At 73.8% G+C, this 24,303-nt stretch carries 23 protein-coding genes and 1 tRNA gene; 14 read left to right on the top strand and 10 right to left on the bottom strand.

Annotated elements, in window-relative coordinates:
* The first annotated feature begins 219 nt into the window (after positions 1-219).
* From ACN27G_RS02115 to ACN27G_RS02105, 3 genes are read left to right on the top strand one after another with little or no spacing between them, the layout of a single operon-like run.
* Positions 220-762 carry a MauE/DoxX family redox-associated membrane protein gene (locus tag ACN27G_RS02115; protein WP_421491090.1) on the top strand — a complete coding sequence of 181 codons (543 nt, stop codon included), beginning with the start codon at positions 220-222 and terminating at the stop codon, positions 760-762.
* Positions 755-1,474: a DsbA family protein gene (locus ACN27G_RS02110; RefSeq protein ID WP_421491089.1), complete on the top strand. Its 720-nt coding sequence runs from the start codon at positions 755-757 to the stop codon at positions 1,472-1,474. The genes ACN27G_RS02115 and ACN27G_RS02110 overlap by 8 nt, the downstream gene beginning before the upstream one ends.
* Positions 1,471-2,784, top strand: a complete 1,314-nt coding sequence (locus ACN27G_RS02105; protein WP_421491088.1) for a hypothetical protein — start codon at positions 1,471-1,473, stop codon at positions 2,782-2,784. The genes ACN27G_RS02110 and ACN27G_RS02105 overlap by 4 nt, the downstream gene beginning before the upstream one ends.
* 117 nt (positions 2,785-2,901) lie before the next feature.
* Here the strand turns inward: ACN27G_RS02105 and ACN27G_RS02100 are convergent, their stop codons facing one another.
* The 4 genes from ACN27G_RS02100 to ACN27G_RS02085 are packed head-to-tail and all read right to left on the bottom strand — an operon-like array spanning position 2,902 to position 5,734.
* On the bottom strand, positions 2,902-3,702 hold the full coding sequence (locus ACN27G_RS02100) for an energy-coupling factor ABC transporter ATP-binding protein (protein WP_421491087.1): 801 nt from the start codon (positions 3,700-3,702) through the stop codon (positions 2,902-2,904).
* Complete coding sequence (gene cbiQ / locus ACN27G_RS02095) at positions 3,699-4,469, bottom strand: cobalt ECF transporter T component CbiQ (protein ID WP_421491086.1); 771 nt, start codon at positions 4,467-4,469, stop codon at positions 3,699-3,701. The genes ACN27G_RS02100 and cbiQ overlap by 4 nt, the downstream gene beginning before the upstream one ends.
* 12 nt (positions 4,470-4,481) lie before the next feature.
* On the bottom strand, positions 4,482-5,018 hold the full coding sequence (locus ACN27G_RS02090; protein ID WP_421491085.1) for a PDGLE domain-containing protein: 537 nt from the start codon (positions 5,016-5,018) through the stop codon (positions 4,482-4,484).
* Positions 5,015-5,734 carry an energy-coupling factor ABC transporter permease gene (locus ACN27G_RS02085; RefSeq protein ID WP_421491084.1) on the bottom strand — a complete coding sequence of 240 codons (720 nt, stop codon included), beginning with the start codon at positions 5,732-5,734 and terminating at the stop codon, positions 5,015-5,017. The genes ACN27G_RS02090 and ACN27G_RS02085 overlap by 4 nt, the downstream gene beginning before the upstream one ends.
* Positions 5,735-5,874: 140 nt before the next feature.
* On the opposite strand from ACN27G_RS02085, the gene bcp reads away from it, so the two are divergent.
* From bcp to ACN27G_RS02070, 3 genes are all read left to right on the top strand, one after another.
* Complete coding sequence (bcp, locus tag ACN27G_RS02080; RefSeq protein WP_421491083.1) at positions 5,875-6,351, top strand: thioredoxin-dependent thiol peroxidase; 477 nt, start codon at positions 5,875-5,877, stop codon at positions 6,349-6,351.
* A gap of 29 nt (positions 6,352-6,380) precedes the next feature.
* A tRNA-Leu gene (locus ACN27G_RS02075) sits at positions 6,381-6,461 on the top strand.
* Between the two features lie 173 nt (positions 6,462-6,634).
* Positions 6,635-7,153 (top strand): GNAT family N-acetyltransferase, encoded by a 519-nt coding sequence (locus ACN27G_RS02070; RefSeq protein ID WP_421491082.1) that lies wholly within the window; start codon positions 6,635-6,637, stop codon positions 7,151-7,153.
* Positions 7,154-7,205: 52 nt separating this feature from the next.
* On the opposite strand, the gene ACN27G_RS02065 is transcribed toward ACN27G_RS02070, so the two are convergent.
* Entirely contained in the window at positions 7,206-8,249 is a 1,044-nt protein-coding gene (locus ACN27G_RS02065) for an expansin EXLX1 family cellulose-binding protein (RefSeq protein ID WP_421491081.1), read from the bottom strand.
* A 90-nt stretch (positions 8,250-8,339) separates the two neighbouring features.
* Complete coding sequence (locus ACN27G_RS02060; RefSeq protein WP_421491080.1) at positions 8,340-9,182, bottom strand: MOSC domain-containing protein; 843 nt, start codon at positions 9,180-9,182, stop codon at positions 8,340-8,342.
* A 129-nt stretch (positions 9,183-9,311) separates the two neighbouring features.
* Here ACN27G_RS02060 and ACN27G_RS02055 point away from each other — a divergent pair, with 129 nt between their 5' ends.
* The 8 genes from ACN27G_RS02055 (at position 9,312) to ACN27G_RS02020 (ending at position 20,523) form a co-directional block, all read left to right on the top strand.
* Positions 9,312-10,178, top strand: coding sequence for a MurR/RpiR family transcriptional regulator (locus tag ACN27G_RS02055; protein ID WP_421491079.1), 867 nt, complete (start codon positions 9,312-9,314; stop codon positions 10,176-10,178).
* Between the two features lie 112 nt (positions 10,179-10,290).
* A complete protein-coding gene (gene hutU, locus ACN27G_RS02050) occupies positions 10,291-11,982 on the top strand; it encodes a urocanate hydratase (protein WP_421491078.1) in 1,692 nt (563 codons plus the stop codon).
* Positions 11,983-11,993: 11 nt separating this feature from the next.
* Positions 11,994-13,223: an allantoate amidohydrolase gene (locus ACN27G_RS02045; RefSeq protein ID WP_421491077.1), complete on the top strand. Its 1,230-nt coding sequence runs from the start codon at positions 11,994-11,996 to the stop codon at positions 13,221-13,223.
* The gene (locus tag ACN27G_RS02040) at positions 13,220-14,617 is read left to right on the top strand and encodes a formimidoylglutamate deiminase (RefSeq protein WP_421491076.1); all 1,398 of its coding nucleotides are present in this window, start codon (positions 13,220-13,222) and stop codon (positions 14,615-14,617) included. The genes ACN27G_RS02045 and ACN27G_RS02040 overlap by 4 nt, the downstream gene beginning before the upstream one ends.
* Positions 14,618-14,673: 56 nt before the next feature.
* On the top strand, positions 14,674-15,849 hold the full coding sequence (gene hutI / locus ACN27G_RS02035) for an imidazolonepropionase (RefSeq protein WP_421491075.1): 1,176 nt from the start codon (positions 14,674-14,676) through the stop codon (positions 15,847-15,849).
* On the top strand, positions 15,837-17,390 hold the full coding sequence (gene hutH, locus ACN27G_RS02030) for a histidine ammonia-lyase (RefSeq protein WP_421491074.1): 1,554 nt from the start codon (positions 15,837-15,839) through the stop codon (positions 17,388-17,390). Before hutI ends, hutH begins: the two co-directional genes overlap by 13 nt.
* Before the next feature lie 179 nt (positions 17,391-17,569).
* On the top strand, positions 17,570-18,760 hold the full coding sequence (locus ACN27G_RS02025) for a low temperature requirement protein A (protein WP_421491073.1): 1,191 nt from the start codon (positions 17,570-17,572) through the stop codon (positions 18,758-18,760).
* A gap of 155 nt (positions 18,761-18,915) precedes the next feature.
* A complete protein-coding gene (locus tag ACN27G_RS02020) occupies positions 18,916-20,523 on the top strand; it encodes an ABC-F family ATP-binding cassette domain-containing protein (RefSeq protein WP_421491072.1) in 1,608 nt (535 codons plus the stop codon).
* Between the two features lie 243 nt (positions 20,524-20,766).
* Here ACN27G_RS02020 and rdgB read toward each other — a convergent pair whose 3' ends face one another.
* The 4 genes from rdgB to ACN27G_RS02000 all read right to left on the bottom strand — a co-directional run bounded on the left by rdgB (position 20,767) and on the right by ACN27G_RS02000 (position 24,206).
* The gene (gene rdgB, locus ACN27G_RS02015) at positions 20,767-21,372 is read right to left on the bottom strand and encodes an RdgB/HAM1 family non-canonical purine NTP pyrophosphatase (RefSeq protein WP_421491071.1); all 606 of its coding nucleotides are present in this window, start codon (positions 21,370-21,372) and stop codon (positions 20,767-20,769) included.
* Positions 21,369-22,097 (bottom strand): ribonuclease PH, encoded by a 729-nt coding sequence (gene rph / locus ACN27G_RS02010; protein ID WP_421491070.1) that lies wholly within the window; start codon positions 22,095-22,097, stop codon positions 21,369-21,371. The genes rdgB and rph overlap by 4 nt, the downstream gene beginning before the upstream one ends.
* A gap of 104 nt (positions 22,098-22,201) precedes the next feature.
* Positions 22,202-22,948, bottom strand: coding sequence for an MBL fold metallo-hydrolase (locus ACN27G_RS02005; protein WP_421491069.1), 747 nt, complete (start codon positions 22,946-22,948; stop codon positions 22,202-22,204).
* A 292-nt stretch (positions 22,949-23,240) separates the two neighbouring features.
* On the bottom strand, positions 23,241-24,206 hold the full coding sequence (locus ACN27G_RS02000) for a PLP-dependent cysteine synthase family protein (protein WP_421491068.1): 966 nt from the start codon (positions 24,204-24,206) through the stop codon (positions 23,241-23,243).
* Positions 24,207-24,303: the final 97 nt, after the last annotated feature.

The following is a 24,303-nucleotide window of genomic DNA, read 5'->3' as shown; positions in this document are numbered from 1 at the left end:
GGTCTCGCTCGGCGGTACCGCCACCGGCCGCTCCCGTGGTTCCGGGACCCGCGACGGTGCGCCGGGGGTTATGCCCGGTAATGCCGGCATGGTGTCGCAATGCCCGCGTACCGTAGGTGAGCATGATCTCACCGGGCAACGGCGAGTCGGGCGACCGACGCGACCCGATGACCGACGCCACACCGGAGGCGGAACCCTCCCACCGATCAAGACGACTAAATGACTGTGACTGAGCGGAAGACAGCGAAGACTCCGGCCACGGGCGGCAGCCGATGGCCGGCTCTCCGACCATGGATCGGCACGGCGGCCCGGCTCGGCCTCGCCGCGGTGTGGCTGGTCGCGGGCGGCTCCAAGATCGGTGACCTCGCCGCCTCCGGCCGGGCGGTCAACGCGTACCAGCTGTTTCCGTACGACCTGGCGGTGGTGATCGGCGCGGCCCTGCCCTTCGTGGAGCTGGCGCTCGGGCTGATTCTGCTGCTCGGCCTCGCCACCCGGCTGGCCGCCGGGATCTCCGCCGCGCTCCTTGTGATCTTCATCGCCGGCATCGTCTCGGCCTGGGCGCGGGGCCTCTCCATCGACTGCGGCTGCTTCGGCAGCGGTGGCGACCTCGCCGCCGGTCAGGAGCCGACGTACGGCACGGAGATCCTGCGCGATCTCGGCTTCCTGGTGCTCGCCGGGTTCCTGCTGCTCTGGCCCCGTACCCCGATCTCGGTGGACGCGGCGCTCGGTCGGGACACACCGGAGGAGGAGAACGATGACTGACCGGAACCGGAAGGGGCAGCGCCGCCCCGCCCGCGTCGTACGCGAACAGATGGCCCGGGAACGGCGCCGCAGGCGCACGCTCTGGACCTCGGTGGGCGCGGTCGTCGTGCTGGTCATCGCCGGCCTGATCGGCTGGGGCGTCTCCACCGCCCAGGACGCCGGGGACTTCACCCCGCCCGCCGGGGCCAATCCGGAGGGCACCGGCATCGTGGTCGGCTCCGGCCCGGTCAACGTCGACGTGTACGAGGACTTCATCTGCCCGATCTGCCGGGATTTCGAGGAGCAGGCCGGCGAGACCCTCGACCGGCTCGTCGCCGAGGGGAAGGCCCGGGTCACCTACCACCCGGTGGCGTTCCTCGACCGCTTCTCCAGCACCGAGTACTCGACCCGCTCCTCCGCCGCCTCCGGCTGCGCCGCGCAGAGCGGCAAGTTCCGGGAGTACGCCGAGGCGCTCTTCGACCGGCAGCCGCCCGAGGGCGGTCCCGGGCTCAGCGACGAGCAGCTCGTCGAGGTCGCCAGCAGTGTCGGGCTGGATCGGGACAGTTTTCGCAACTGCGTCGAGGAGAATACCTTCGAGAAGTGGACCGAGCATGTGACCGAGGAGGCGGCCCGGGCGGGGGTCACCGGCACGCCCACCGTGCTGGTCGCCGGCAACCGGGTGGCGGCGAGCGCCGAGGCGATCACGGCGGCGGTGGCGGCGGCCGGCGGATGAGCCACCCGTCCACCGGTGACCGGCGCCGAGCCGGATGGCCGGGCCGGGCCGGCTGGCCCCGCCATCCCCGGTGGCCGGGCCGGCTCGGGCTGGCCCTGGTCGGTGGGGCGCTCGGCGTGCTCTGCGCCGCGACCCCGGCCACCGCGCACGCCGCCGACGCCCCGGACGGCACCAACTACCGCACCGCGATCACGGGCCTGCGCCCCGAGGTGCCCGGGCTGAGCGTACGGGTGGTGGAAGGTGGCGCCCGACTCGAACTCGAGAACCGGTCCGGCCGCACGATCGAGGTGCTCGGCTACGCCGGAGAGCCGTACCTGGAGATCCGCCCCGACGGCGTCTACGAGAACACGGCCTCCCCGGCGACGTACCTGAACCGGACCCTGGCCGGGAACACCGCCCTGCCCGCCGGGGCCGACCCGGCCCGGCCCCCCTCCTGGCGGCGCGTCGGCACCGGGCCGGTGGTCCGCTGGCACGACCAGCGCACCCGCTGGCTGGAGGAGGCGCCGCCGGCCGCGGTCGCCGCCGACCCCGGCCGGTCGCACCGGGTACGCGACTGGGTCGTGCCGCTGCGCGACGGGCTCCGCCCCATCGAGCTGCGCGGCACGCTGGACTGGCTGCCGCCACCCGACCCGCTGCCCTGGTGGAGTGCCAGCCTGCTCGGCGCGCTCGCGATCGGGGCGCTCGGGTTGCTGCCCAGGGCGTCCCGGCCGGGACGGCGGGCCACCGTCGCGCTGGCCGTACTCGCCGGCATCGGCGGGGTGGCGGCGCTCGGCTTCGCACTGGCCCGGGGCGCCGACGCCGGGCCCGGTGGGATGCTGCTCGGGCTGGTCACCGGAGAGCTCTGGCCCACCCTCACCGGCCTGGCCGCGCTGTCCGCCGGGGCGTACGCGCTGACCCGTCGACCGGCCGGCGACTTCGCGCTTGCCCTCGCCGGCACCTGTCTGGCGCTCTTCACCGGGGTGACGAACGCGGCGGTCTTCCTGCGATCGGTGCTTCCGCTGCCCTGGCCGGCGACGTCGGCCCGGATCCTGATCGCGGTGGCGATCGCGGTGGGCGGCGGGCTCGCCGCGGCCGGCGCGCTGCGGCTGCGGACCGCCGGCCGCTCGTCGGGGACACCCCGTGCCACGGCCCCCGGGACCTCCCATGCCGCCGCCGCCGGGACCGCCCATGCCGCCGCCGCCGGGACCGCCCATGCCGCCGCCGGAGCCGGTCGGTCACCGGCCCGCCGCTGGTCGGTCGGCCTGACGGCGGACGAGCGCGATGCCGGCTCGTCCCTCCGGCACACCGACGAGCCGGCGTCCAGCGGTTGACGCGGCCGGTCGTCACCGGCGGAGTGCGTCGAGGGCGTGCCGGGCGGTACCGGCCACCACCGGATCGCTGTCTGGGCGGATCAGCCGTTGGCCAGCGATCAGCCGTTGGCCAGCGGATCAGCCGTTGGCGGCGAGCTGCCGGGCGGCCACCGCCGGATCGAAGCCGTACGGCAGCTCCAGGCGGTGCCGGGCGAGCAGGTCGGCGTCGGCGAGGATCTCGGCGGTCGCCCCGTCGGCGACGATCCGGCCGGTGTCGAGGATCACCGACCGGTCGCAGAGCTCCAGCGCGTACGGCAGGTCGTGGGTCACCATCAGCAGCGTCACCGGCAGCCGGCGCAGGATGCCGGCCAACTCGCGCCGGGCCGCCGGGTCGAGGTTGGAGGAGGGCTCGTCGAGGACGAGGATCTCCGGACGCATCGCCAGCACGGTCGCCACCGCCACCCGGCGGCGCTGGCCGAAGGAGAGGTGCTGGGGCGCCCGGTCCCGGTGCTCGGCCATCCCGACCGCGTCCAGCGCCTCGGTCACCCGCTCCGCCAGCTCGGCGCCGCGCAGGCCCAGGTTGGCCGGGCCGAACGCCACGTCCTCGGCGACGGTGGGCAGGAAGAGCTGGTCGTCCGGATCCTGGAAGACGATGCCGACCCGGCGGCGGATCTCGGCGAGGGTGGCCCGGCCCCGGTCCACCGTCAGCCCGCCGACGGTGACCGTGCCGTCACCGCCGGAGAGGATCCCGTTGAGGTGCAACACCAGCGTCGTCTTGCCGGCGCCGTTCGGGCCGAGCAGGGCGATCCGCTCGCCGCGCGGCACGGTCAGGTCGACGCCGCGGAGTGCGACCTGACCGTCCGGGTAGCTGAACCGCACGCCGCGTACGTCCAGCGACGGCGGGTCGGCGGCGGAAGGGCTCTGCACATACCCGATCATCCCAGCACGACCGCGGCGGCGGCGATGCCGGTGGCGGCGAGCGGCACGGTCGCCGCCACCAGCCAGTGCCGGGCGGTGGCCGCGCCGGTGCCCAGCCAGACCTCCGGCATCCGGCCCTGGTAGCCCCGGGAGACCATCGCCAGGTAGACCCGCTCGCCCCGCTCGAAGGCGCGCAGGAAGAGCGCGCCCACGCCGGCGGCGAAGCCGCGCAACTGCCACACGAACCGGGGGTCGTCGCCCCGGGAGATCCGGGCCACCCGCATCCGCCGCGCCTCGCCGACCAGGACGTCGAGGTAGCGCAGCATGAAGGCGGCGATCTGGGTGAGGATCTGCGGGCAGTGCAGCCGGTCCAGCCCGAGGATCAGGTCCCGCATGGTGGTGGTGCCGGCGAGCAGGAGCGAGGCGAGCACCCCGAGGGTGCCCTTGGCCAGGATGTTCCAACCGCCATAGAGGCCGTCGACGGAGAGTTCCAGCCCCAGCCAGCTCACCCGCTCGCCGGTGCCGAGGAAGGGCAGCGCGAACGCGAACACGACGAACGGCAGCTCGATCAGCGAGCGGCTGGCGAGCCAGCGCAGCCCGATCCGGGCCACCGCCGCCACCAGCAGCACGAGTACGAGATAGCCGCCGAAGGCCCAGAACGCCTCGCGCGGGGTGGCGACCACGGCGATGGTGAAGACCACCATCGCCGCGATCTTGACCTCGGGCGGCAGCCGGTGCACCGGCGACGTCCGGTCCCGGTAGAGCACGTGGGCGTGACCGGCTCCCATCCGTGGTCCTCGCTACCCGCTCCGGCCGCTGAGGCCGGCACTGTTGTCGATGGCGTCGTCGCCGCCGGTCCGCCCGCCGCCGGTGCTGCCGTCGCCGGTGCTGCCGTCGCCGGTGCTCCCGTCGCCGGTGCTCCCGTCGCTTCCGCCGGCCGTGCTGGCGACCGGGTCGTCGGCCCCGCTCTCCGGCGCGTCGGTCCCGCGGCGCCGGGCCAGCCAGAACAGGCCACCGCCGACGGCGAAGGTGATCAGCACACCGAGCACCCCGGCGAGCCCGGTCGACAGGTACGAGTTGTCGACGCCCCTGATCCCGTAGTCGGCAAGCGGCGAGTCGGCCAGTTCGTGGTCCCTGCTCTCCTGCGCCGGGCAGCTACCGCCGGTGATGTTGTCGTCGGCGTCGAAGGTGCAGCCCTCGCGCAGCGACGAGTCCAGACCGTCGGGATGGGCCGAGGCGAAGTTGCTGACCACCCCGGCCAGGATCAGCGCGACCAGCAGGCCGCCGAGGATGAAGATCCCGGTGCGCTTCGTCTTCCGGCTCGCTCCGGTGGTCATCGGGCACCTCCGGTGAGCGGAAGTTGGCCGGCGGCGGGAAGCGGCCGCAGCGAGCGCAGGGCGTAGATCAGGTCGGGCCGGACCTTCGCCACCGTCACCACGGTGGTCGCGGTGATCAGGCCCTCGCCGATGCCGATCAGCAGGTGGGCTCCGGCCAGCGTCCCGGCCAGCGCGCCGAGGCCGCTGCCGAGGTCGGTGGTGCCGCCCAGCCAGTACTGCAGGACGAAGCCCTGCGAGGCGACCAGGACGCTGAGCACGGAGGCGACGAACGCGGTCGCCGCAAGCCCGCTCGCGGTCCGGGGCAGGATTCGCAGCAGGAGCGCGATCAGCAGGTACGCGACCGCGACCGCGATCAGCGCCATGTTGGTGATGTTGAGGCCGAGCATCGCCACCCCGCCGTCGCCGAAGATCAGCGACTGCACGATCAGCACCACCGCCACGCAGAGCGCCCCGACCCAGGGCCCGACCAGCATCGCGGCGAGCGCCCCGCCGAGCAGGTGACCGCTGACCGCTCCCGTGAAGATCGGGAAGTTGAGCATCTGCACGGCAAAGATGAAGGCCGCGACCAGGCCGGCCATCGGCGCCAGCCGGTCGTCCAGGTCCTGCCGGCTGCGGAACACGCAGAACGCGAGCGCCACCAGGGCCAACGCCCCGAACGCCGCGGCCACGGGACCGTTGACGATCCCGTTCGAGATGTGCATTGCCAGGCTTTCCACGCCACCTCCCTTGAATGCCGGCGCGGGATCCGCCCCGCCAGCCGGCCCAGCGTAGGAGCCGACCATGGCTATTGCCAACATTTTGCAAGAGCTGTACGCCAACCGCAATCTCCGGTCCACCTGGCGATAGGGTCATCGCCATGACCTCGCCAATCCGCCTCGCAGCCGGCGACCCCGCGCCCGACTTCGCGCTGCCCACCGACACCGGCGACACGCTCTCGCTCAAGGATCTGCGTGGTCGCAAGGTCGTGCTCTACGCCTACCCCAGGGCGATGACGCCCGGCTGCACCACGCAGGCCTGCGACTTCCGGGACTCGCTCGCCTCGTTGCAGGCGGCCGGCTACGAGGTGGTCGGCATCTCCCCCGACTCCCCCGCCACCCTGGCGAAGTTCCGGGACCGCGACGCCATCACCTTCCCGCTGGTCGCCGACACCGACACGGCGGTGCTCACCGCGTACGGGGCGTACGGCGAGAAGCAGTCGTACGGGCGGACGATCACCGGGGTGATCCGGTCGACCTTCGTCATCGACGAGGAGGGCCGGATCGAGCGGGCGCTCTACAACGTCAAGGCCACCGGGCACGTCGCCAAGCTTCGACGGGACCTCGGCCTGGACTGAGCCCGTCGGCGGTCTAGACTTTGCGCCGAGCGGGAGTGGTGTAATGGCAGCCACGCAGGATTTAGGTTCCTGTGCCTTCGGGCGTAGGGGTTCGACTCCCCTCTCCCGCACAACTCGACGCGGTCGCCCAACTCCAGCGCGGTCGCCCCGGCTCGGCGCGGTTCGACGCCGCCGGCACCGTCGGTCGGCCCCACCCCGCTGTCCGGGGCGGATGCTGTTAGCACCGTCACGCCCGGCGCGCGGGGCAGCGGCAGCACCGGACGGGCGCGCGAGGATGGCCCGTGTGGGCATCCGCTTCGAACTCGATCCCCCGCTGACCGCCGAGCTGCGCGACGAGATCGTCAGCCTCTGGACGGCGGTGACCAACGCCGGTGGCGCGGTCGGGTTCGTCGGCCCGGTCACCGAGGAGGAGGTCCGGCCGCTCGCGCTGGCCGCGCTCACGGACGCGGTGCGGGGACCGGACCGGCTGCTCGTCGGCCACCACGGTGACGAGCTGGTGGCGCTGCTCTTCTTCACCGACAACCGGTTCCACCTCAAGGCACACTGGTGCCTGCTGAAGCGGGTGATGGTGCGACCGGACCGGCAGGGGCACGGCTTCGGTCGGGCCCTGCTGCGCCACGCCGAGCAGTTGGCCCGGAAGATCGGTTGGGAGGCGCTCCATCTGACCGTCCGGGACGGCCGGGGCGTGGAGGAGTTCTACCGCCAGCTCGGCTACCGGGAGGTCGGCCGGCTGCCCGGCGCACTCCGGGTGGGGCCGGGTGACGACCGCGACGAGATCCAGATGTGGCTGTCGCTGACCTGATCCAGATCCGGCCGCCGGGACGGTACGCCGGGGCGGGGCCGGCGCGCGGGGATCAGTCGCAGCCGACCGGCACCGAGGCGCCGGCCGCACCCACCACCGGCTCGCCGGAGGCGCCCGCCCCGGTCGGCGTACCCGGATCCGACGTGCGTGGCGACGGCGTCGCGGATGCGCCCGGGGCGGCGGTGGCACCGGCGCCCGGGGGCGACGGGGTCGGCGTGCCGGCACCCGCCGGGGTGGTGTCGTACATCCGTACCGTGCTCCGCTGCACCTGCCGGGGCGCCAGCCGGATCCCGGTGGCGACCGCCTCGTGTCCGTGGACGTCGACGACCCGGATCGAGTACGGCCCCCGGCCGAGCCCGCCGTCGACGACCCAGTAGTTGTCGGAGCCGCGCGTCGCCGCCCGCCAGCTCCCACCCGCACTCCTCGCCGCCAGCGACTTCACCGGGTTGCCGTGCTCGCCCACCTGCACCGCGAACCAGTACTGCGAGACGCCGCCCTTGAGCCGGAACGTGAGCGGGCCGGACAACGGCGGGTCGACCACCGCCCGGTAGCGCACCGGGACGATCCCCTGCGACAGGTCGGCGATCTTCGCGAACGCCTGCCGGGAAAGGTCGATCTTGCCATCCGTGCAGCCTGCGCAGCGGTCCAGCACCATCACCCGTACGGTGCCCTTCGGGCCGGTCACGTCGAGGAAACTGCCACAGGCGGCCGAGCCGGCGTACTGGGCGGAGCCGAGCGCCACGTAGAGCCGGTTGGCCGGCGGGCCGGGCAGCGAGCAGTTCCCGCCCGAGTTCCCGCCGTCGTAGTGCGACGCCTTTCCCTTGTAGACGGTCCCGGCGGCCGGTGGCGCGGCCCGGTCCACCGGCGGTCCGGCGAGCGCGGCGGCGCAGGCGGCCGAGTCGGAGAACTGCCAGGCGAGCACGAGCCCGAGGACGGCGGCGAGCACCGCCGCGAACCCGCCCGCCAGCCATCGGCCCGGTGGTCGCCGACGCGGGAGCCGGCCGCCGCGCGGTCGCCGGCTCCGGTGGTCGTCGCGCGCCGGGGAAGCCGCCGGAGCACTTTCGTCGCTGCTGCCGGGAAGGGGTGCCTCGATCACCCGGGGGATGTTGCCCGAGCCGTCGCGGCTTCCGCAAGATCGGCGAACCGCCGCCGACCCGGCCGGGTCGGATGGCACGGCCGGGCGGGATCAGGGCAGCAGTTCCACCGGGTCACCCACGGTCAGCGTGCCGACCGGACCGGACGAACCGGGTGCCGGCACCGGCACGAGGTTCTGGCCGAAGACGAGTTGCCGGTTGATCCGCCGGTACCTCGCCAGGGTGCGCAGGGGCTCGTGGCCGCGTACCCCGGTCTCCTGGTCCGTGGTGGTGACCAGGCAGCGGCCGCAGGGCTTCGCCACCCGGAACGTCACCGGGCCGATCCGGAGCCGGCGGCCGGTCCAGTCGTCCTCGGCCCAGGCCACCGCTCCCCCGACCACCACGTTCGGCCGGAACCGGGTCATCGGCAGCGGCGCCTCGACGTTGCCCGACTCGAGCAGCGAGGCGTTGAGCGCGTCCAGGGAGGCGCGGTTGGTCAGCAGCAGGGGGTAGCCGTCGGCGAAGCTCACCCGGTCGGCCGGGTCCGCGAGGTGGCTGTCCGGGATCGGGCGCGCGGTCGGGTCGCCGAGCCAGACCAGCCGGACCTTGCGGTCGAGCAGTCGGGAGAGCCAGTCGTCCGCCGCCGGATCCGTCAGCCGGCCCGGGGCCGGAGGCAGGTTCGACAGCACCCGTACGGCGACCGGGTCGCCGTCGACCGGATCGGCCACCGCGAGCTCCGGCCGGCCGGCGGCGCGCAGCAGCAGCCCGCCCGGGCGGAGCTCCGGCCGGATGGCGACCAGGCCGGTCGCCTGGCGCTGGGTGACGCCGATCCCGTCCTCGTCCACGATCATCCAGCGCCGGTCGCCGGTTAGGCCCCACGGCTCGACCCGGGCCTCGTCGAGGTCGCGCCGGTAACAGCCCTTGACCGGGTACGTGTGGAGCGAGACCAGCCGCATGTCGTTCACGATGCCACAGCGGCCACCTGTCGATCCCCGGCGCTCGCGGCCGACCGTGGTCAGGGAAAGCTGCACCCCGTTCGTGGTGTCCCATTGCCCTCTGAAATGTTTTATGCATACAGTCTTGTTGTGAATGACAGCGCTGTCATCGCGGCACCGTCGACGGACCGCGTGCTCGACCTCTTCCAGGGCATCCGGCTGACGCCGACCCAGCGACGGATCGCGCACAGCCTGGTCCAGCACGCCGCCTCCGCCGCCTACCTCTCCGCGGCCGAGGTCGCCGAACTCGCCAAGGTCAGCCAGCCCTCGGTGACCCGGTTCGCCATGGCACTCGGCTACGACGGCTATCCGGCGCTGCGCCGCCGACTGCGGGAGATCGCCGCCTCCGGCTACGGCCGCCCCGATCTGGCCGCCCCGGCCGGCAACGAGATGCAGCGGGCGATCCGCGCCGAGGCCGACAACCTGGACCGGCTCGCCGCGCAACTCGCCGACCGGGACGGGGTGACCGCCGCCGGGACGATGCTGGCCGGCAGCCGGCCGCTGGTCGTCCTCGGGCTGCGGGCCGCCGCCCCGCTCGCCGGATACTTCGCGTACTTCGCGGCGAAGGTGCATCCGGACGTGCGGGTCCTCGACTCCGGCGGGACGCTGCTGACCGACCGGTTGGAGCAGGCCCGGGCGGCCGGCGCGAGCGCGCTGCTCGGCATCGTGCTGCCCCGGTACCCCCGGGAGTCCCTGGACGCGCTCCGGGACGCCCGGGAGGCCGGAATGTCGGTCGTGGTGATCACCGACTCGGCGGTCAGCCCGGCCGCCGAGTACGCCGACATCGTCCTGCCGGCCGCGGTCGGCGCACAGCTCGTCTTCGACCTGCACGCCGCACCGATGGCACTGTCGATGGTGCTGCTCCAGGCGATCTGCGACGCCGCGCCCGCCGACGCGCAGCGCCGGCTGGAGGAGTTCGAGCAGTCCGCCGCCCGCCGCCAGTTGTTCGTCGTGTGACCGCCACGGCGCGAACCGACGCCCCTGACAACAACACACACCGCCGTCGCACCCGATCCGCAGCACAGCACACACCGCCGTCGCACCGTTCCGTCGCAGGAGGAGTCGCCCCATGCCCGAGCCGATCCGCGCCGCCCGTGGCAGTACCCGGACCGCCGCCGGGTGGCCCCAGGAGGCGGCGCTGCGGATGCTGATGAACAACCTCGACCCGGAGGTGGCGGAGCGCCCCGACGACCTGGTCGTCTACGGCGGGACCGGACGGGCGGCCCGGGACTGGCCGTCGTACCACGCGCTGGTCCGGACGCTCCGGACCCTCGCCGACGACGAGACCATGCTGGTGCAGTCGGGCCGGCCGGTCGGGGTGCTGCGGACCCACGAGTGGGCGCCCCGGGTGCTGATCGCCAACTCCAACCTGGTCGGGGACTGGGCCACCTGGCCGGAGTTCCGCCGCCTCGAACAGCTCGGCCTGACCATGTACGGCCAGATGACCGCCGGATCCTGGATCTACATCGGCACCCAGGGCATCCTCCAGGGCACCTACGAGACCTTCGCCGCCGTCGCCGCCAAGCTCGCCCGGGGACGAACCGCCGGCAACGCCGACGGGGACGGCACGGGGGACGGCTCGCTCGCCGGCACGCTGACGCTGACCGCCGGCTGCGGCGGGATGGGCGGGGCACAGCCGCTCGCGGTGACGATGAACGGCGGCGCCTGCCTGATCGTCGACGTCGATCCGGAGCGGCTGGCCCGCCGGGTGCGTACCCGCTATCTCGACACCGTCGCCGACTCCCTGGACGCCGCCCTCGACCAGGTCCTCGCGGCGAAGCGGGGCCGCCGGCCGCTCTCGGTCGGCGTGGTCGGCAACGCCGCCACCGTCTTCCCGGAACTGCTCCGCCGCGGCGTCGAGATCGACATCGTCACCGACCAGACCAGCGCGCACGACCCGCTCTCCTACGTACCGGACGGCGTGGAGCTGGCCGACGCGGCGGAACTGGCCCGGAGCAAGCCGGCCGAGTACACCGAACGGGCCCGGGCCGCGATGGCGAAGCACGTCGCCGCGATGGTCGGCTTCCAGGACGGCGGCGCCGAGGTCTTCGACTACGGCAACTCGATCCGGGGCGAGGCGCAGCTCGGCGGGTACGACCGGGCGTTCGCCTTCCCCGGCTTCGTACCGGCGTACATCCGGCCGCTGTTCAGCCAGGGCAGGGGGCCGTTCCGCTGGGCGGCGCTCAGCGGTGACCCGGCCGACATCGCCGCCACCGACCGGGCCGTCCTCGACCTCTTCCCCGAGAACGAGTCGCTGGCCCGGTGGATCCGGCTCGCCGGTGAACGGGTCGCCTTCCAGGGCCTGCCGGCCCGGATCTGCTGGCTCGGCCACGGCGAGCGGGACCGGGCCGGCGTCCGCTTCAACGACATGGTGGCCAGCGGCGACCTGCGCGCCCCGATCGTCATCGGGCGGGACCATCTCGACGCCGGCTCGGTCGCCTCCCCCTACCGGGAGACCGAGGCGATGGCCGACGGCTCCGACGCGATCGCCGACTGGCCGCTGCTCAACGCCCTGGTCAACACCGCCAGCGGGGCCTCCTGGGTGAGTATCCACCACGGCGGTGGGGTCGGCATCGGCCGCTCCATCCACGCCGGGCAGGTAAGCGTCGCCGACGGCACCCCGCTGGCCCGCCAGAAACTCGAACGCGTCCTGGCCAACGACCCGGCGACCGGCGTACTCCGGCACATCGACGCCGGCTACCCGGAGGCCACCGGGACCGCCGCCCGCAACGCCCTCCGCGTCCCGATGGCCGAAGCGTGAGGAAGGGCCCCGTGTTATCGGATTCTGTTGTAGAAGGGCCCCCTCCTTTCACCCGGCTCTGGGCGGAGATCGTGGGGGTGGGGCGGGACGCGGGTAGTGGCGGTTACCTGCGGTACGGCTTCGGCGAGGCGGTGCGGGAGTTGGAGGGCTGGTTCCGGGGCGTGGCGGCGGCCGACGGGGCGCACACCGTCGAGGCGGACGGCAACGGCAACCTCTTCGCCTGGTACGGGCCGCCGCCGGAGCGGGGCGACGCCGTGCTGCTCGGCAGCCACTTCGACTCGGTGCCGTACGGCGGCGGCTACGACGGCCCGCTCGGCATCGTCAGCGCCCTGCTGGCGGTGCGGGCGCTGCGCGAGAGCGGCCGGGAGTTCCGCCGGCCGGTCGGGGTGGTGGCGTTCGCCGAGGAGGAGGGCTCGCGGTTCGGCGTACCGTGCCTGGGGTCCCGGCTGCTCAGCGGCGCGCTCGACCCGGACCGGGCGGCGGGGCTCGTCGACCGGGACGGCACCGCACTGGCCGAGGCGATGGGCGGCCGGCCCGCCGGAGCCCGGCCCGAGCTGCTGGACCGGATCGGCGTCTTCGTCGAGCTGCACATCGAGCAGGGGCGGGCCCTGGCCGACCTGGGTGCGCCGGTCGGGATCGCCAGCGGGATCTGGCCGCACGGCCGCTGGCGGCTGGACTTCGCGGGCGAGGCGAACCACGCCGGCACCACCCGGATGGCCGACCGCCGCGACCCGATGCTGACCTACGCCTTCACCGTGCTGGCCGCGAACAAGGAGGCCCGGCTGCGCGGCGCGCACGCCACGATCGGCCGGGTCGAGGTGGAGCCGAACGCCACGAACGCGATCCCGGCCCGGGTCCGCGGCTGGCTCGACGCCCGGGCCGCCGACGACGCCACCCTGGAGGCGCTGGTCGAGGCGGTCCGCACCAGGGCCGTCGACCGGGCCGCCCGGGACGGTACGACCCTCGACCTCACCCGCGAGTCGCTGAGCCCGCCCGTCGAGTTCGACGGCGGACTCGTCACGGCGTTCCGCCGGGTGCTCGCCGACGGGGTGCCGGTGCTGCCGACCGCCGCCGGGCACGACGCCGGGATCCTGGCCGCGCACGTGCCGACCGCGATGCTCTTCGTGCGGAACCCGACCGGGGTGTCGCACTCGCCCGCCGAGTCGGCGTCGGACGACGACTGCGCCGAGGGCGTACGCCGGCTGGCCGACCTCCTCACCGAACTGGCCGCCGCCGGATGAGCACCCCCGACCCGAGCCGGACCGCCCCCGACCCGAGCACGAGCGTTCTCGACCGGCCGGGCCGGGTGCGGACCCGTTACCACGCCGAGTACGCCTGGCTGCCCGACCGTCCCGAGCCGGACGCCGATGTGCTGATCGAGCTGACCGGCCTCCGGTTCACGGCGGTCACGCCCGGGGTGGCGGCGCCGCCGGACGCGCGACGGCTGCCCGGGCTGACCCTGCCGGGGCTGGCCAACGTCCACTCGCACGCCTTCCACCGGGCGCTGCGCGGGCGCGGCCAGGGCGGCCGGGGCGACTTCTGGGACTGGCGGCGGACGATGTACGCCGTCGCCGCCCGACTCGACCCGGAGAGCTATCTCGCACTCGCCCGGGCGGCGTACGCCGAGATGGCGCTCGCCGGGATCACCTGCGTCGGCGAGTTCCACTACCTGCACCACGGCCCCGGCGGGGTGCGGTACGCCGACCCGAACGCCATGTCGGCGGCGCTGGTGGAGGCCGCCGTCCAGGCCGGGATCCGGCTGACCCTGCTGGACACCTGCTACCTCACCGCCAGCGTGGCCGGCGAGCCGCTGACCGGGCCGCAACTGCGGTTCGGTGACGGTGACGCCGTGCGCTGGGCCGAGCGGGCCGCCGCCTTCGTCCCGGCCGGCCCGCACGCCCGGGTCGGTGCGGCGATCCACTCGGTGCGGGCGGTCCCGGCCGACCAGCTCGCCGAGGTGGCCGGCTGGGCCGCCCGCCGGGGTGCCCCGCTGCACGTGCACCTCTCCGAGCAGCCGGCGGAGAACGATGCCTGTCTGGCGTACCACGGCACGACCCCGGCCGGGCTGCTGGCCGGCGCGGGCGCGCTCGGGCCGGGCACGACGGCGGTGCACGCCACCCATCTGACCGGCGCCGACCGGAAGCTGCTCGGCGGCAGCGGCACCGGGGTCTGCCTCTGCCCGACCACCGAGCGGGATCTGGCCGACGGGATCGGCCCGGCCCGGGAGCTGGCCGATGGGGGCAGCCCGGTCAGCCTCGGCAGCGACAGCCACGCCGTGGTCGACCTCTTCGAGGAGGCGCGGGCGATGGAGCTCGACGCCCGGCTGGCGACGCTGGCCCGGGGCCACTTCGCCCCGGCGGAGCTGCTGCGCGCCGCGACCGCCGCCGGGCACGCGGCGCTGGGCTGGCCGGACGCCGGACGGCTGGCGCCGGGGGCGCGGGCCGACCTGGTCACGGTCCGGCTGGACAGTGCCCGCACCGCCGGGGTGCCGCCGGCCGGGCTCTTCTTCGCGGCCGGGGCGGCGGACGTCACCGACGTGCTCGTCGACGGCCGGGAGGTGGTCCGGGACGGCCGGCACGGCACGCTCGACGTACCGGCCGAGCTGACGGCGGCGATCCGGGCGGTGACGACATGAGGACGGCGGCGATCCGGGCGGTGACGACATGAGGACGGCGGCGTGAGGATGGCGCGATGAACCTGCTGATCGACAACATCGGCGAGCTGGTGACGAACGTCGCCGGGATCGGCGAGGGCGGTCCGCTCGGCATCCGCCGCAGGGCGGCGCTGCTGGTCGAGGAGGGCGAGGTCGCCTGGATCGGGCCGGCGCGCTATGCGCCCGCCGCCGACCGGCGGATCGACGCCGGGGGCGCGGCGGTGCTGCCCGGTTTCGTGGACAGCCACTCGCACCTGGTCTTCGCCGGTGACCGGGCGGCGGAGTTCGCCGCCCGGATGGCCGGCGAGCCGTACACCGGCGGCGGGATCCGGACCACCGTCGCCGCCACCCGGGCCGCCGACGACGACCGGCTCCGCGACACCGTCGGGCGGCTGCGCACCGAGGCGCTACGGCAGGGCAGCACCACGATCGAGATCAAGAGTGGGTACGGGCTCAGCGTCGCCGACGAGGCCCGCGCGCTGCGGATCGCCGCCGAGTTCACCGCCGAGACGACGTTCCTCGGCGCCCACGTCGTGCCGGCGGAGTATGCCGACCGCCCCGACGACTACGTGGGGCTGGTCTGCGGGCCGATGCTCCGGGCCGCGCTGCCGTACGCGAGGTGGATCGACGTCTTCTGCGAGCGGGGCGCCTTCGACGCCGACCACGCCCGGGCGATCCTCACCGTCGGGCAGGCCGCCGGGCTCGGCGTGCGGGTGCACGCCAACCAGCTCGGACCGGGGCCGGGGGTGCAGCTCGGGGTCGAGCTCGGCGCGGCCAGCGTCGACCACTGCACGCATCTGTCCGATCTGGACGTCGAGGCGCTCGCCATGTCGGAGACGGTGGCGACGCTGCTGCCCGGGGCGGAGTTCTCCACCCGGTCGCCGTACCCGGACGCCCGGCGGCTGCTGGACGCCCGGGTGACGGTGGCGCTGGCCACCGACTGCAACCCCGGGTCGTCGTACACCTCGTCGATGCCGTTCTGCGTCGCGCTGGCGGTCCGGGAGATGGGGATGACCCCGGCGGAGGCGGTCTGGGCGGCGACCGCCGGTGGCGCCCGGGCGCTGCGCCGCGACGACGCCGGGGTGCTCCGGCCGGGGGTGCCGGCCGACCTGGTCCTCCTCGACGCCCCGTCGTATCTGCACCTGGCCTACCGGCCGGGGGTTCCACTGGTCCGCGAGGTCCTGCACAACGGAGTACCGCAATGTCTACCGTGACCCGTCCCGTCGTCACCGTCACCCCGACCGGGATCTCCCCGGCCGACGTGCTGGCGGTCGCCCGTGGCACCGCCACCGTCGCCCTCGATCCGTCCACGGTGGACGCCATGGCGGCCAGCCGGGCGATCGTGGACCGGATCGAGCAGACCGGCCGCCCGGTCTACGGCGTCTCGACCGGCTTCGGCGCGCTGGCCACCACCTTCGTCTCACCGGAGCGGCGGGCCGAGTTGCAGCACGCGCTGATCCGCTCGCACGCCGCCGGGGTCGGCGCGCCGATGCCCCGCGAGGTGGTCCGGGCGATGATGCTGCTGCGGATCCGCTCGCTGGCGCTGGGCCACTCCGGGGTACGCCCCGAGCTGGCCCGTGCCCTGGCCGACCTGCTCGACGCCGACATCACCCCGTGGGTGCCGGAACACGGCTCGCTCGGCGCCTCCGGCGACCTCGCCCCGCTGGCACACTGCGCGCTGGTGCTGCTCGGCGAGGGCTGGGTGCTCGGCCCGGACGGCGGTCGGCGGGAGGCCGGGGCGGCGCTGCGGGACGCCGGGCTGCGCCCGGTCACCCTCGCCGCCAAGGAGGGGCTGGCGCTGGTCAACGGCACCGACGGGATGCTCGGGATGCTGCTGCTGGCGATCGCCGACGCCCGCCACCTCTGCACGATGGCGGACGTGACGGCGGCGCTGGCGATCGAGGCGATGCTCGGCTCGGAGCGGCCGTTCCTGCCCGAGTTGCACGCGATCCGCCCGCATCCGGGGCAGGCGGTCTCGGCGGCCAACATCCACCGGCTGTTGCAGCGGTCGTCCATCATGGACTCGCATCGGGACGACCTGTCGCACGCGGTGCAGGACGCGTACTCGATGCGCTGCGCGCCGCAGGTCGCCGGGGCGGCCCGGGACACCCTCGGCTTCGTCGACGAGGTCGCCGCCCGGGAGCTGCGCTCGGTGGTGGACAACCCGGTGGTGCTGCCGGACGGCCGGGTCGAGTCGACCGGCAACTTCCACGGCGCGCCGCTCGGCTTCGCCGCCGACTTCCTGGCGATCGCCGCCGCCGAGGTCGGGGCGATCGCCGAGCGCCGGGTGGACCGGCTGCTCGACGTCACCCGCTCCCGGGAGCTGCCGGCGTTCCTCTCCCCCGACGCCGGGGTCAACTCCGGGCTGATGATCGCCCAGTACACCGCCGCCGGCATCGTCGCGGAGAACCGGCGGCTGGCCGCACCCGCCTCGGTCGACTCGCTGCCGACCAGCGGGATGCAGGAGGACCACGTCTCGATGGGCTGGGCGGCCACCCGGAAGCTGCGTACGGTGCTGGAGAACCTGACCAGCCTGCTCGCGGTGGAGCTGCTGGCCGGCGTACGCGGGTTGCAGTTGCGGGCCCCGCTCACCCCCTCCCCGGCCGGACGGGCGGCGCTGGCCGCGCTGACGGAGGTGGCCGGCGATCCGGGGCCGGACATCTTCCTCGCCCCGGTGATCGAGGCGGCCCGGGCGGTGGTCGCCGGGCCGGAGCTGCGCGCCGCGATCGAGGCCGAGATCGGCCCGCTGGGCTAGTCACCTCTGCGGTTGGCGGGGCGGGGACGGAGACGCCCCGCCACGGTCGGCAACCGGCAAATCCCGGATCGGTGTGCCGCCGGCGTGGTACGACTGCTTCGGCAGCGGCTGGCGGCCGTACCCGCAGGTCAAGCCACTGGTCGTCCGCCTCGTCGGTGGAGCGGAGGATCGGGCTGCGGATGACGACGGGCAGGTTCTCGGCGCTGATCCGCGATCCCGGGCAGCCACAGCGGGCCACCGCCGTGGAGCTCTTCTACGATCTCGCCTTCGTCTTCATCCTGGCCCGCCTGGGCGAGGCGCTGGTCACGAACCTGCATCCGCTCGGCGCGTACCAGACGCTTCTGCTGCTGCTGGCGACCTGGTGGGTCTGGTCCTACACCAACCTGGCGACCGACACGCTGGACTCCCGCCGATCCCCGGTCCAGTTGCTGGTCATCGCGATGATGCTCGGCAGCCTGATGATGTCGACCGCGGTGCCGGAGGCGTTCGACGGGCAGGCCCTGCTCTTCGCCTCCTCCTACGTCGGGATCCACCTCTTCCGCAGCGTCGTCCTCGCGGTGATCCTGCACCGGCACCGACTGCACAACCGGCCGCTGCGCGGCATCTTCTGGTTCGGCCTCTCCGGGACGATCTGGCTCGCCGGCGCGCTGGTCCCCGGCGGAGCACGGGTGGTGCTCTGGACGGTCGCGCTGGGCGTGGACTATCTGGGGCCGGTCCTGCGTTGGCCCACCCCGAAGCTCGGCCGCTCCCCGGACTGGGAGTGGAACACCACCGGCGAACACCTGGCCGAGCGGTACCGCCAGTTCATCATCATCGCCCTCGGCGACACGGTGGTGATCACCGCCAGGACGATCCTGAACACCGGTGACGGGCTCCGGGAGCGGATGGCGTTCCTCGTCTCCTTCGCCACCACCGTGCTGCTCTGGTGGATCTACTTCAACCGGACGAGGGAGAAGCTCGGCAGTGCCATCGTCGGCTCCGCCGACCCGGGCCGGGAGACCACCTGGGCCGGGCATGCCCATCTGGTCATGGTGGCCGGGGTCGTCCTCACCACGGTCAGCGACGAACTGGTGATCCGCAACCCGGTCGACGACACGCCGTGGGGCTGGGTGATGGTGATCATCGGCGGTCCGGCGCTCTTCCTGATCGGCCGCACCCTGCTCGGCTACGAGGTCCTCGTCCGGGTCGTCCGGCCCTGGCTGGTCGGTCTCGGCGTGCTGATCGCGATGTCACCGCTGATGGTCCATCTGCCGCCGCTCGCCGTCGCCGCCTGCGTCCTGGTGGTGCTGCTCGGCATCGTCGTCGCCGACGCGCTCACCCTCCGGAAACAGCCCACCCGGCCCGACACCACCACGATTGGCGGGACCTGACCGCGGCGACCGCCCCGAAGTTCCGGATCCGGTTGCAGCTTGGACCAGCCGCCGGATATGTTGAACGCGATGTGAGCCGCTGACACCATTCCGCGCCCGCGACCGAGGCACCGCCCGGCGGGTGAAAGGCTCGATTCGTCTATCGATGGTGTCAGATGTCCCTGTCAGTTCTGCTCGCGCACGATCTTGTCCGCACCCTCGGTAACCGCCGGGTGCTCGACGGTCTCTCCCTCACCGCCGCTCCCGGGCAGCGGATCGGCCTGATCGGCGAGAACGGGGCCGGCAAGTCGACCCTGCTGCGGTTGCTCGCCGGAGCCGACGAGCCGGACGGCGGCAGCGTGGTCCGGCCGCCCGACCTCGGCTTCCTGCACCAGGAGATGCCGTTCGCGCCGATGTCGACGATCACCGACGTGCTCGACGACGCACTCCGGGAGGCCCGCGAGGATCTCGCCGAGCTCGACCGGCTCAGCCAGGCGCTCGCCGACACCCCGCAGGACACCTCCGGCCATCCCGACCTGCTCGCCGAGTACGGCGACCGGCTCGACCGTGCCGAGCAGCACGCGGCCTGGGACGCCGACCGGCGGGCCGGGATCGTCCTCGCCGGGCTCGGCCTCGGGGAGCTGGCGCACGACCGGCCCCTCGGCTCGCTCTCCGGCGGGCAGCGGGGCCGGCTCGCGCTGGCGGCGCTGCTGGTCCGGCGCCCGGCCGCACTGCTGCTCGACGAGCCCACCAACCACCTCGACGACGACGCCGCGACCTTCCTGGAGGAAGAACTCCGCGACCTTCCCGGGGTGGTCGTGCTGGCCAGCCACGACCGGGCGTTCCTGGACGCGGTCTGCACCGACCTGATCGACCTCGATCCGTCGGTCGACGGCCCGGCCCGGTACGGCGGCAACTACACCGACTACCAGGCGGACAAGCGTGCCGAACGGGAACGCTGGCAGCGCCGCTTCGTCGAGGAGCAGGAGGAACTCGCCGAGCTGCGGCACTCGGTCGCGGTGACCGCGCACCAGGTCGCGCCGGGCCGGGCGCGGCGGGACAGCGAGAAGATGGGGTACGGGCACACCACCGGCCGGGTGCAGCAGCAGATCTCCCGGCGGGTGCGCAACGCCACCCGCCGCCTCGACGAACTGGAACGCGACCAGGTGCGCAAGCCGCCGGAGCCGCTGCGGTTCCGGGCCACCGGACTGGCCAGCAGGTCTCCGGACGGGATCCTGCTGTCGATGCGGGACGTCCGGGTCCCCGGCCGGCTGTGCCTCGACCGCCTCGACCTGCAGGCCACGGACCGGCTGCTGGTCACCGGGCCGAACGGTGCCGGCAAGTCCACCCTGCTCGCGGTGCTGGCCGGGCGGCTGGCGGCCGGCGGCGAGCTGCACCGGCGCAGCGGGCTGACGGTCGGGCTGCTGGCCCAGGACACCGTCTTCGACCGTCCGGACCGTACGGTCCGGGACACCTACCAGCAGGTGCTCGGCGCCACCCGGGCCGAGACCGTACCGCTGCGCTCTCTCGGGCTGCTCGCCCCGCGCGACCTGGCCCGGCCGGTCGGCGAACTCTCGGTCGGCCAGCGGCGGCGGCTCGCCCTCGCGCTGCTCGTCGCCGACCCGCCGGAGCTGCTGCTGCTCGACGAGCCGACCAACCACCTCTCGCCCCGGCTCGCCGACGAACTGGAGGAGGCGCTGGGGAGCGGTCCGGGCGCGATCGTGGTGGCCAGCCACGACCGGTGGCTGCGAGCCCGCTGGCCCGGCCGGGAGATCCGGCTCTGACCGCGCGGCGGCTCGTCAGAGGAACTGCGCCAGCAGGCAGAGAAGCACGCGATATTCAGGGGTACGACCGCGAGCAGGAGCCGCCCGCCGGAGAACTGGAACGCCCGCTCCGGTGCCGCCTCCTCGGCCCCGCCGTCGTCGAAATCGGTGCCGTCGACCGAGAGTCGTGGTCGGGTCTGCCGGTAGACCGCGGCGGCCGGCTCCGGATAGCGTCCTATGACCCAGGCGGCGTACCGGCGCTTACTACAGGGCCCTGGCCATCACCTTGGCCAGGGCCCGCAGCGCCTTGCCCCGGTGGCTGACCGCGTCCTTCTCCTCCGGCGGGAGTTCGGCGTTGGTCCGGTCCTGGCCGTCGCCGACGAAGATCGGGTCGTACCCGAAGCCGCCCTCGCCGCGCGGCGCCCGCAGCAACCGTCCGGGCTGCCTGCCGTCGACCAGGTGCTCCTTGCCGCCCGGCAGCACCAGCGCCGCCGCACAGACGAAGGCCGCTCCCCGGTGCTCGTCCGGTACGTCCCCGATCTGCGCCAGCACCAGGTCCAGGTTGGCCCGGTCGTCGCCGTGCCGGCCGGACCAGCGGGCGCTGAACACCCCCGGCATTCCGTTCAGGGCGTCCACGGCCAGCCCGGAGTCGTCGGCGATCGTCGGCAGGTTGGTCCACTTGACGCCCTCGCGGGCCTTGAGCAGCGCGTTCTCCGCGAAGGTGAGCCCGGTCTCCGGGACCTCCTGGTATTGCGCGACGTCGGCCAGCCCGAGCAGCCGGATCCGCTGCGCGCCGAGGGCGTGGTCGAGGATCCGTTGGAGTTCGGCGAGCTTCCTGGTGTTCCGTGTCGCGAGCAGCACCTCGGTCATCCGGCGAGCGCCTTCCGCTGGGCGTCGGTCAGTTCGGCACAGCCGAGCACCCCGAGGTCGAGCAGCGCGTCGAGCTGCTCGCGGGCGAAGACGCCCGCCTCGCCGGTCCCCTGCACCTCGACGAAGTCACCGGTGCCGGTACAGACCACGTTCATGTCGACCTCGGCCGCCACGTCCTCGAGGTAGTTGAGGTCGAGCCGCGGTTCGCCGTCGATCACGCCGACGCTCACCGCCGCGACCGACCGGTGCATCACCGTCGCCGGCTTCCCGGCCAGCGCCTTCCGCTCGGCCAGCCAGCTCACCGCGTCGTGCAGCGCCACGTAGGCACCGGTGATGGCTGCGGTCCGGGTGCCGCCGTCGGCCTGCAACACGTCACAGTCCAGCACGATCGAGTTCTCGCCGAGCGCCTTCAGGTCGATGCAGGCCCGCAGGCTGCGGCCGATCAGCCGGGAGATCTCGTGGGTACGCCCGCCGATCTTTCCCCGGACGCTCTCCCGGTCGGAGCGGGTGGTGGTGGAGCGGGGCAGCATCGAGTACTCCGCGGTGACCCAGCCGAGGCCGGAGCCCTTGCGCCAACGCGGCACCCCCTCGGTGACGCTCGCGGTGCAGAGCACCCGGGTGTCGCCGAACTCGACGAGCACGGATCCCTCCGGATGGATGCTCCAGCGTCGGGTCAGGGTCACCGGTCGAGGTTGGTCGGGCCGCCGCCCGTCAGGTCGCGCCATCCCCGCAGCCTATGTGCTCGCCGGATCGCCCCGACCGAGGGTGCCCCGACCACTGCCGACGGGAAGGGAGTGCCGGCGCCGAGGCCCGGCGGCAGGTCGCCGGGCTACAGGTCGTACCGGGCGCCGGGGCGGACGATCTCCACCGTGCCGGCGAAGGCGGAGAGCGCGGCCTCGTGGGTCACCGCCTCGCTGCCCCAGGCGGCGACCAGGTGGGTGAGGAGCAGCCGCCCGACCTCCGCCTTGGTGGCGATCTCGCCCGCCTCGCGCCCGGTCAGGTGCAGGTCGGGCGGGTTCTCCACCCCGTCGAGGTAGCTCGCCTCGCAGAGGAAGAGGTCGGCGCGGTGGGCCAGCCGGAGCAGCGAGTCGCAGGGGGCGGTGTCCGAGGAGTAGCAGAGCGAACGGCCGCCGTGCTCCAGCCGTACGCCGTAGGTCTCCACCGGGTGGTTGACCCGGTCGACGGTCACCGAGAACGGCCCGATCGGAAACGTCCCGGGTTGCAGGCCGTAGAACGTGTAGACGTCGTCGATCACGCCCTCGTCCAGGCTGTAGGCGCTGGCGAGCCGGTCCGGGGCGCCGCTCGGGGCGTAGACCGGCAGCGGCGGATAGGGGCCGTCAGGTGCGTAGCGGCGCACCACGATGTATGGGACCGCGTCGAGAATGTGGTCGCCGTGCAGGTGGGTCAGGAGGATCGCGTCCACCGCCTTGAGCCCGACGTACCGCTGCAGGGCGGAGAGCGAGCCCGAGCCGAAGTCGAGCAGCAGGCGGAAGCCGTCGGCTTCGACGAGATAGGCGGAACAGGCCGATTCGGGCCCGGGAAAACTCCCGGCGCAGCCGAGAATGGTCAATCGCATCAGGTCGCCCCGCCATTACTGATGGTCACGGACAGCCCGCCGACCAATGCGGAAGCGATCAATGCCGGTAGGTCCGTCACGGTGCGCAGCCTACGCCGCGACACCTGGGCACAAGAAAGATCTGGGAACAGTTGTCGCCAACGTGACAACCGGTTGGGGCGACCTCGCCCGGTACAGCCCAGACGCCGCAATCGGCCCCTACCGTTACGTTCCGTCACCTTCGGCGGGCATGTCGGGATACCGTCCGGCCTGCCCCGGGCCACCCTGGGTCACGGCGGCCCGGACCGGCAGGTCACGCCCAGAGCTGACCCTCCAGGGCGTCCTCGGCGTCGGCCAGGGTGCCGCCGTAGGCGCCGGTCGAGAGGTATTTCCAGCCGCCGTCCGCGACCACGAAGGCGACATCGGCCCGCCGGCCGGACCTGACCGCCTCGTGCGCCACGGCGAGGGCGGCGTGCAGGATCGCCCCGGTGGAGAAGCCGGCGAAGATCCCCTCCACCTCGACCATCTGCCGGGTACGCAGCACCGCGTCCCGGGTGCCGACCGAGAACCGCCGGGTCAGCACGCTGGCGTCGTACAGCTCCGGGACGTAGCCCTCGTCGATGTTGCGCAGCCCGTAGACCAGCTCGCCGTACCGGGGCTCGGCGGCGACGATCTCGATCTCGTCGACCTTCTCCCGCAGGTAGCGTCCGGTCCCCATCAGGGTGCCGGTGGTGCCCAGCCCGGCGACGAAGTGCGTGATCGTCGGCAGGTCGTGCAGCAGCTCCGGCCCGGTGGTCTCGTAGTGCGCCTGCGCGTTGCCCAGGTTGCCGTACTGGTAGAGCATCACCCAGTCGGGATGCTCGGCGGCGATCTGCTTGGCGGTCGCCACCGCCTGGTTGGAGCCGCCGGCAGCCGGCGAAAAGATGATCTCGGCGCCGTACATCCGGAGCAGTTGCACCCGCTCCGCCGAGACGTTCTCCGGCATCACGCAGACCAGCCGGTAGCCCCGGAGCTTCGCGACCATGGCCAGGGAGATCCCGGTGTTGCCGCTTGTCGGTTCGAGGATGGTGTCGCCGGGACGGAGCCGGCCAGCCCGCTCCGCCTCCCGGATCATGAAGACGGCCGGGCGGTCCTTGATGCTGCCGGTCGGGTTCCGGTCCTCCAGCTTCGCCCAGAGCCGCACCGGCGGTGCCCCGTGGGGCACCGTCGGCGACAGGCGGGGCAACCCCACCAGCGGAGTGCCGCCGCACGCGTCGAGCAGGCTCTCGTACCGCGCCATGGCGGCCTCCTCAGCGGGCGGCCGAGGCCGCGCCGGCCACGCCGACCCCGGCTGGCGCCGCGCTGTGCCCGATGATCGCGGCTGCCGCCGCACCGTG

It is taken from the genome of Plantactinospora sp. WMMB334 (assembly GCF_049179095.1).
Lineage (GTDB): Bacteria > Actinomycetota > Actinomycetes > Mycobacteriales > Micromonosporaceae > Plantactinospora.
The sequence above is the reverse complement of the archived record's forward strand: the minus strand, read 5'-3'. Positions and strand labels throughout refer to the sequence as shown.

Excerpts from the sequence above, each read along its gene's own strand:
- ACN27G_RS02115 (WP_421491090.1), top strand. The coding sequence starts at position 220 with ATGACTGTGACTGAGCGGAAGACAGCGAAGACTCCGGCCACGGGCGGC.
- ACN27G_RS02110 (WP_421491089.1), top strand. The coding sequence starts at position 755 with ATGACTGACCGGAACCGGAAGGGGCAGCGCCGCCCCGCCCGCGTCGTA.
- ACN27G_RS02105 (WP_421491088.1), top strand. The coding sequence starts at position 1,471 with ATGAGCCACCCGTCCACCGGTGACCGGCGCCGAGCCGGATGGCCGGGC.
- ACN27G_RS02100 (WP_421491087.1), bottom strand. The coding sequence starts at position 3,702 with ATGATCGGGTATGTGCAGAGCCCTTCCGCCGCCGACCCGCCGTCGCTG.
- cbiQ (WP_421491086.1), bottom strand. The coding sequence starts at position 4,469 with ATGGGAGCCGGTCACGCCCACGTGCTCTACCGGGACCGGACGTCGCCG.
- ACN27G_RS02090 (WP_421491085.1), bottom strand. The coding sequence starts at position 5,018 with ATGACCACCGGAGCGAGCCGGAAGACGAAGCGCACCGGGATCTTCATC.
- bcp (WP_421491083.1), top strand. The coding sequence starts at position 5,875 with ATGACCTCGCCAATCCGCCTCGCAGCCGGCGACCCCGCGCCCGACTTC.
- ACN27G_RS02060 (WP_421491080.1), bottom strand. The coding sequence starts at position 9,182 with ATGCGGCTGGTCTCGCTCCACACGTACCCGGTCAAGGGCTGTTACCGG.
- hutU (WP_421491078.1), top strand. The coding sequence starts at position 10,291 with ATGCCCGAGCCGATCCGCGCCGCCCGTGGCAGTACCCGGACCGCCGCC.
- ACN27G_RS02040 (WP_421491076.1), top strand. The coding sequence starts at position 13,220 with ATGAGCACCCCCGACCCGAGCCGGACCGCCCCCGACCCGAGCACGAGC.
- hutI (WP_421491075.1), top strand. The coding sequence starts at position 14,674 with ATGAACCTGCTGATCGACAACATCGGCGAGCTGGTGACGAACGTCGCC.
- hutH (WP_421491074.1), top strand. The coding sequence starts at position 15,837 with ATGTCTACCGTGACCCGTCCCGTCGTCACCGTCACCCCGACCGGGATC.
- ACN27G_RS02025 (WP_421491073.1), top strand. The coding sequence starts at position 17,570 with ATGACGACGGGCAGGTTCTCGGCGCTGATCCGCGATCCCGGGCAGCCA.
- ACN27G_RS02020 (WP_421491072.1), top strand. The coding sequence starts at position 18,916 with ATGTCCCTGTCAGTTCTGCTCGCGCACGATCTTGTCCGCACCCTCGGT.
- rdgB (WP_421491071.1), bottom strand. The coding sequence starts at position 21,372 with ATGACCGAGGTGCTGCTCGCGACACGGAACACCAGGAAGCTCGCCGAA.
- rph (WP_421491070.1), bottom strand. The coding sequence starts at position 22,097 with ATGGCGCGACCTGACGGGCGGCGGCCCGACCAACCTCGACCGGTGACC.
- ACN27G_RS02005 (WP_421491069.1), bottom strand. The coding sequence starts at position 22,948 with ATGCGATTGACCATTCTCGGCTGCGCCGGGAGTTTTCCCGGGCCCGAA.
- ACN27G_RS02000 (WP_421491068.1), bottom strand. The coding sequence starts at position 24,206 with ATGGCGCGGTACGAGAGCCTGCTCGACGCGTGCGGCGGCACTCCGCTG.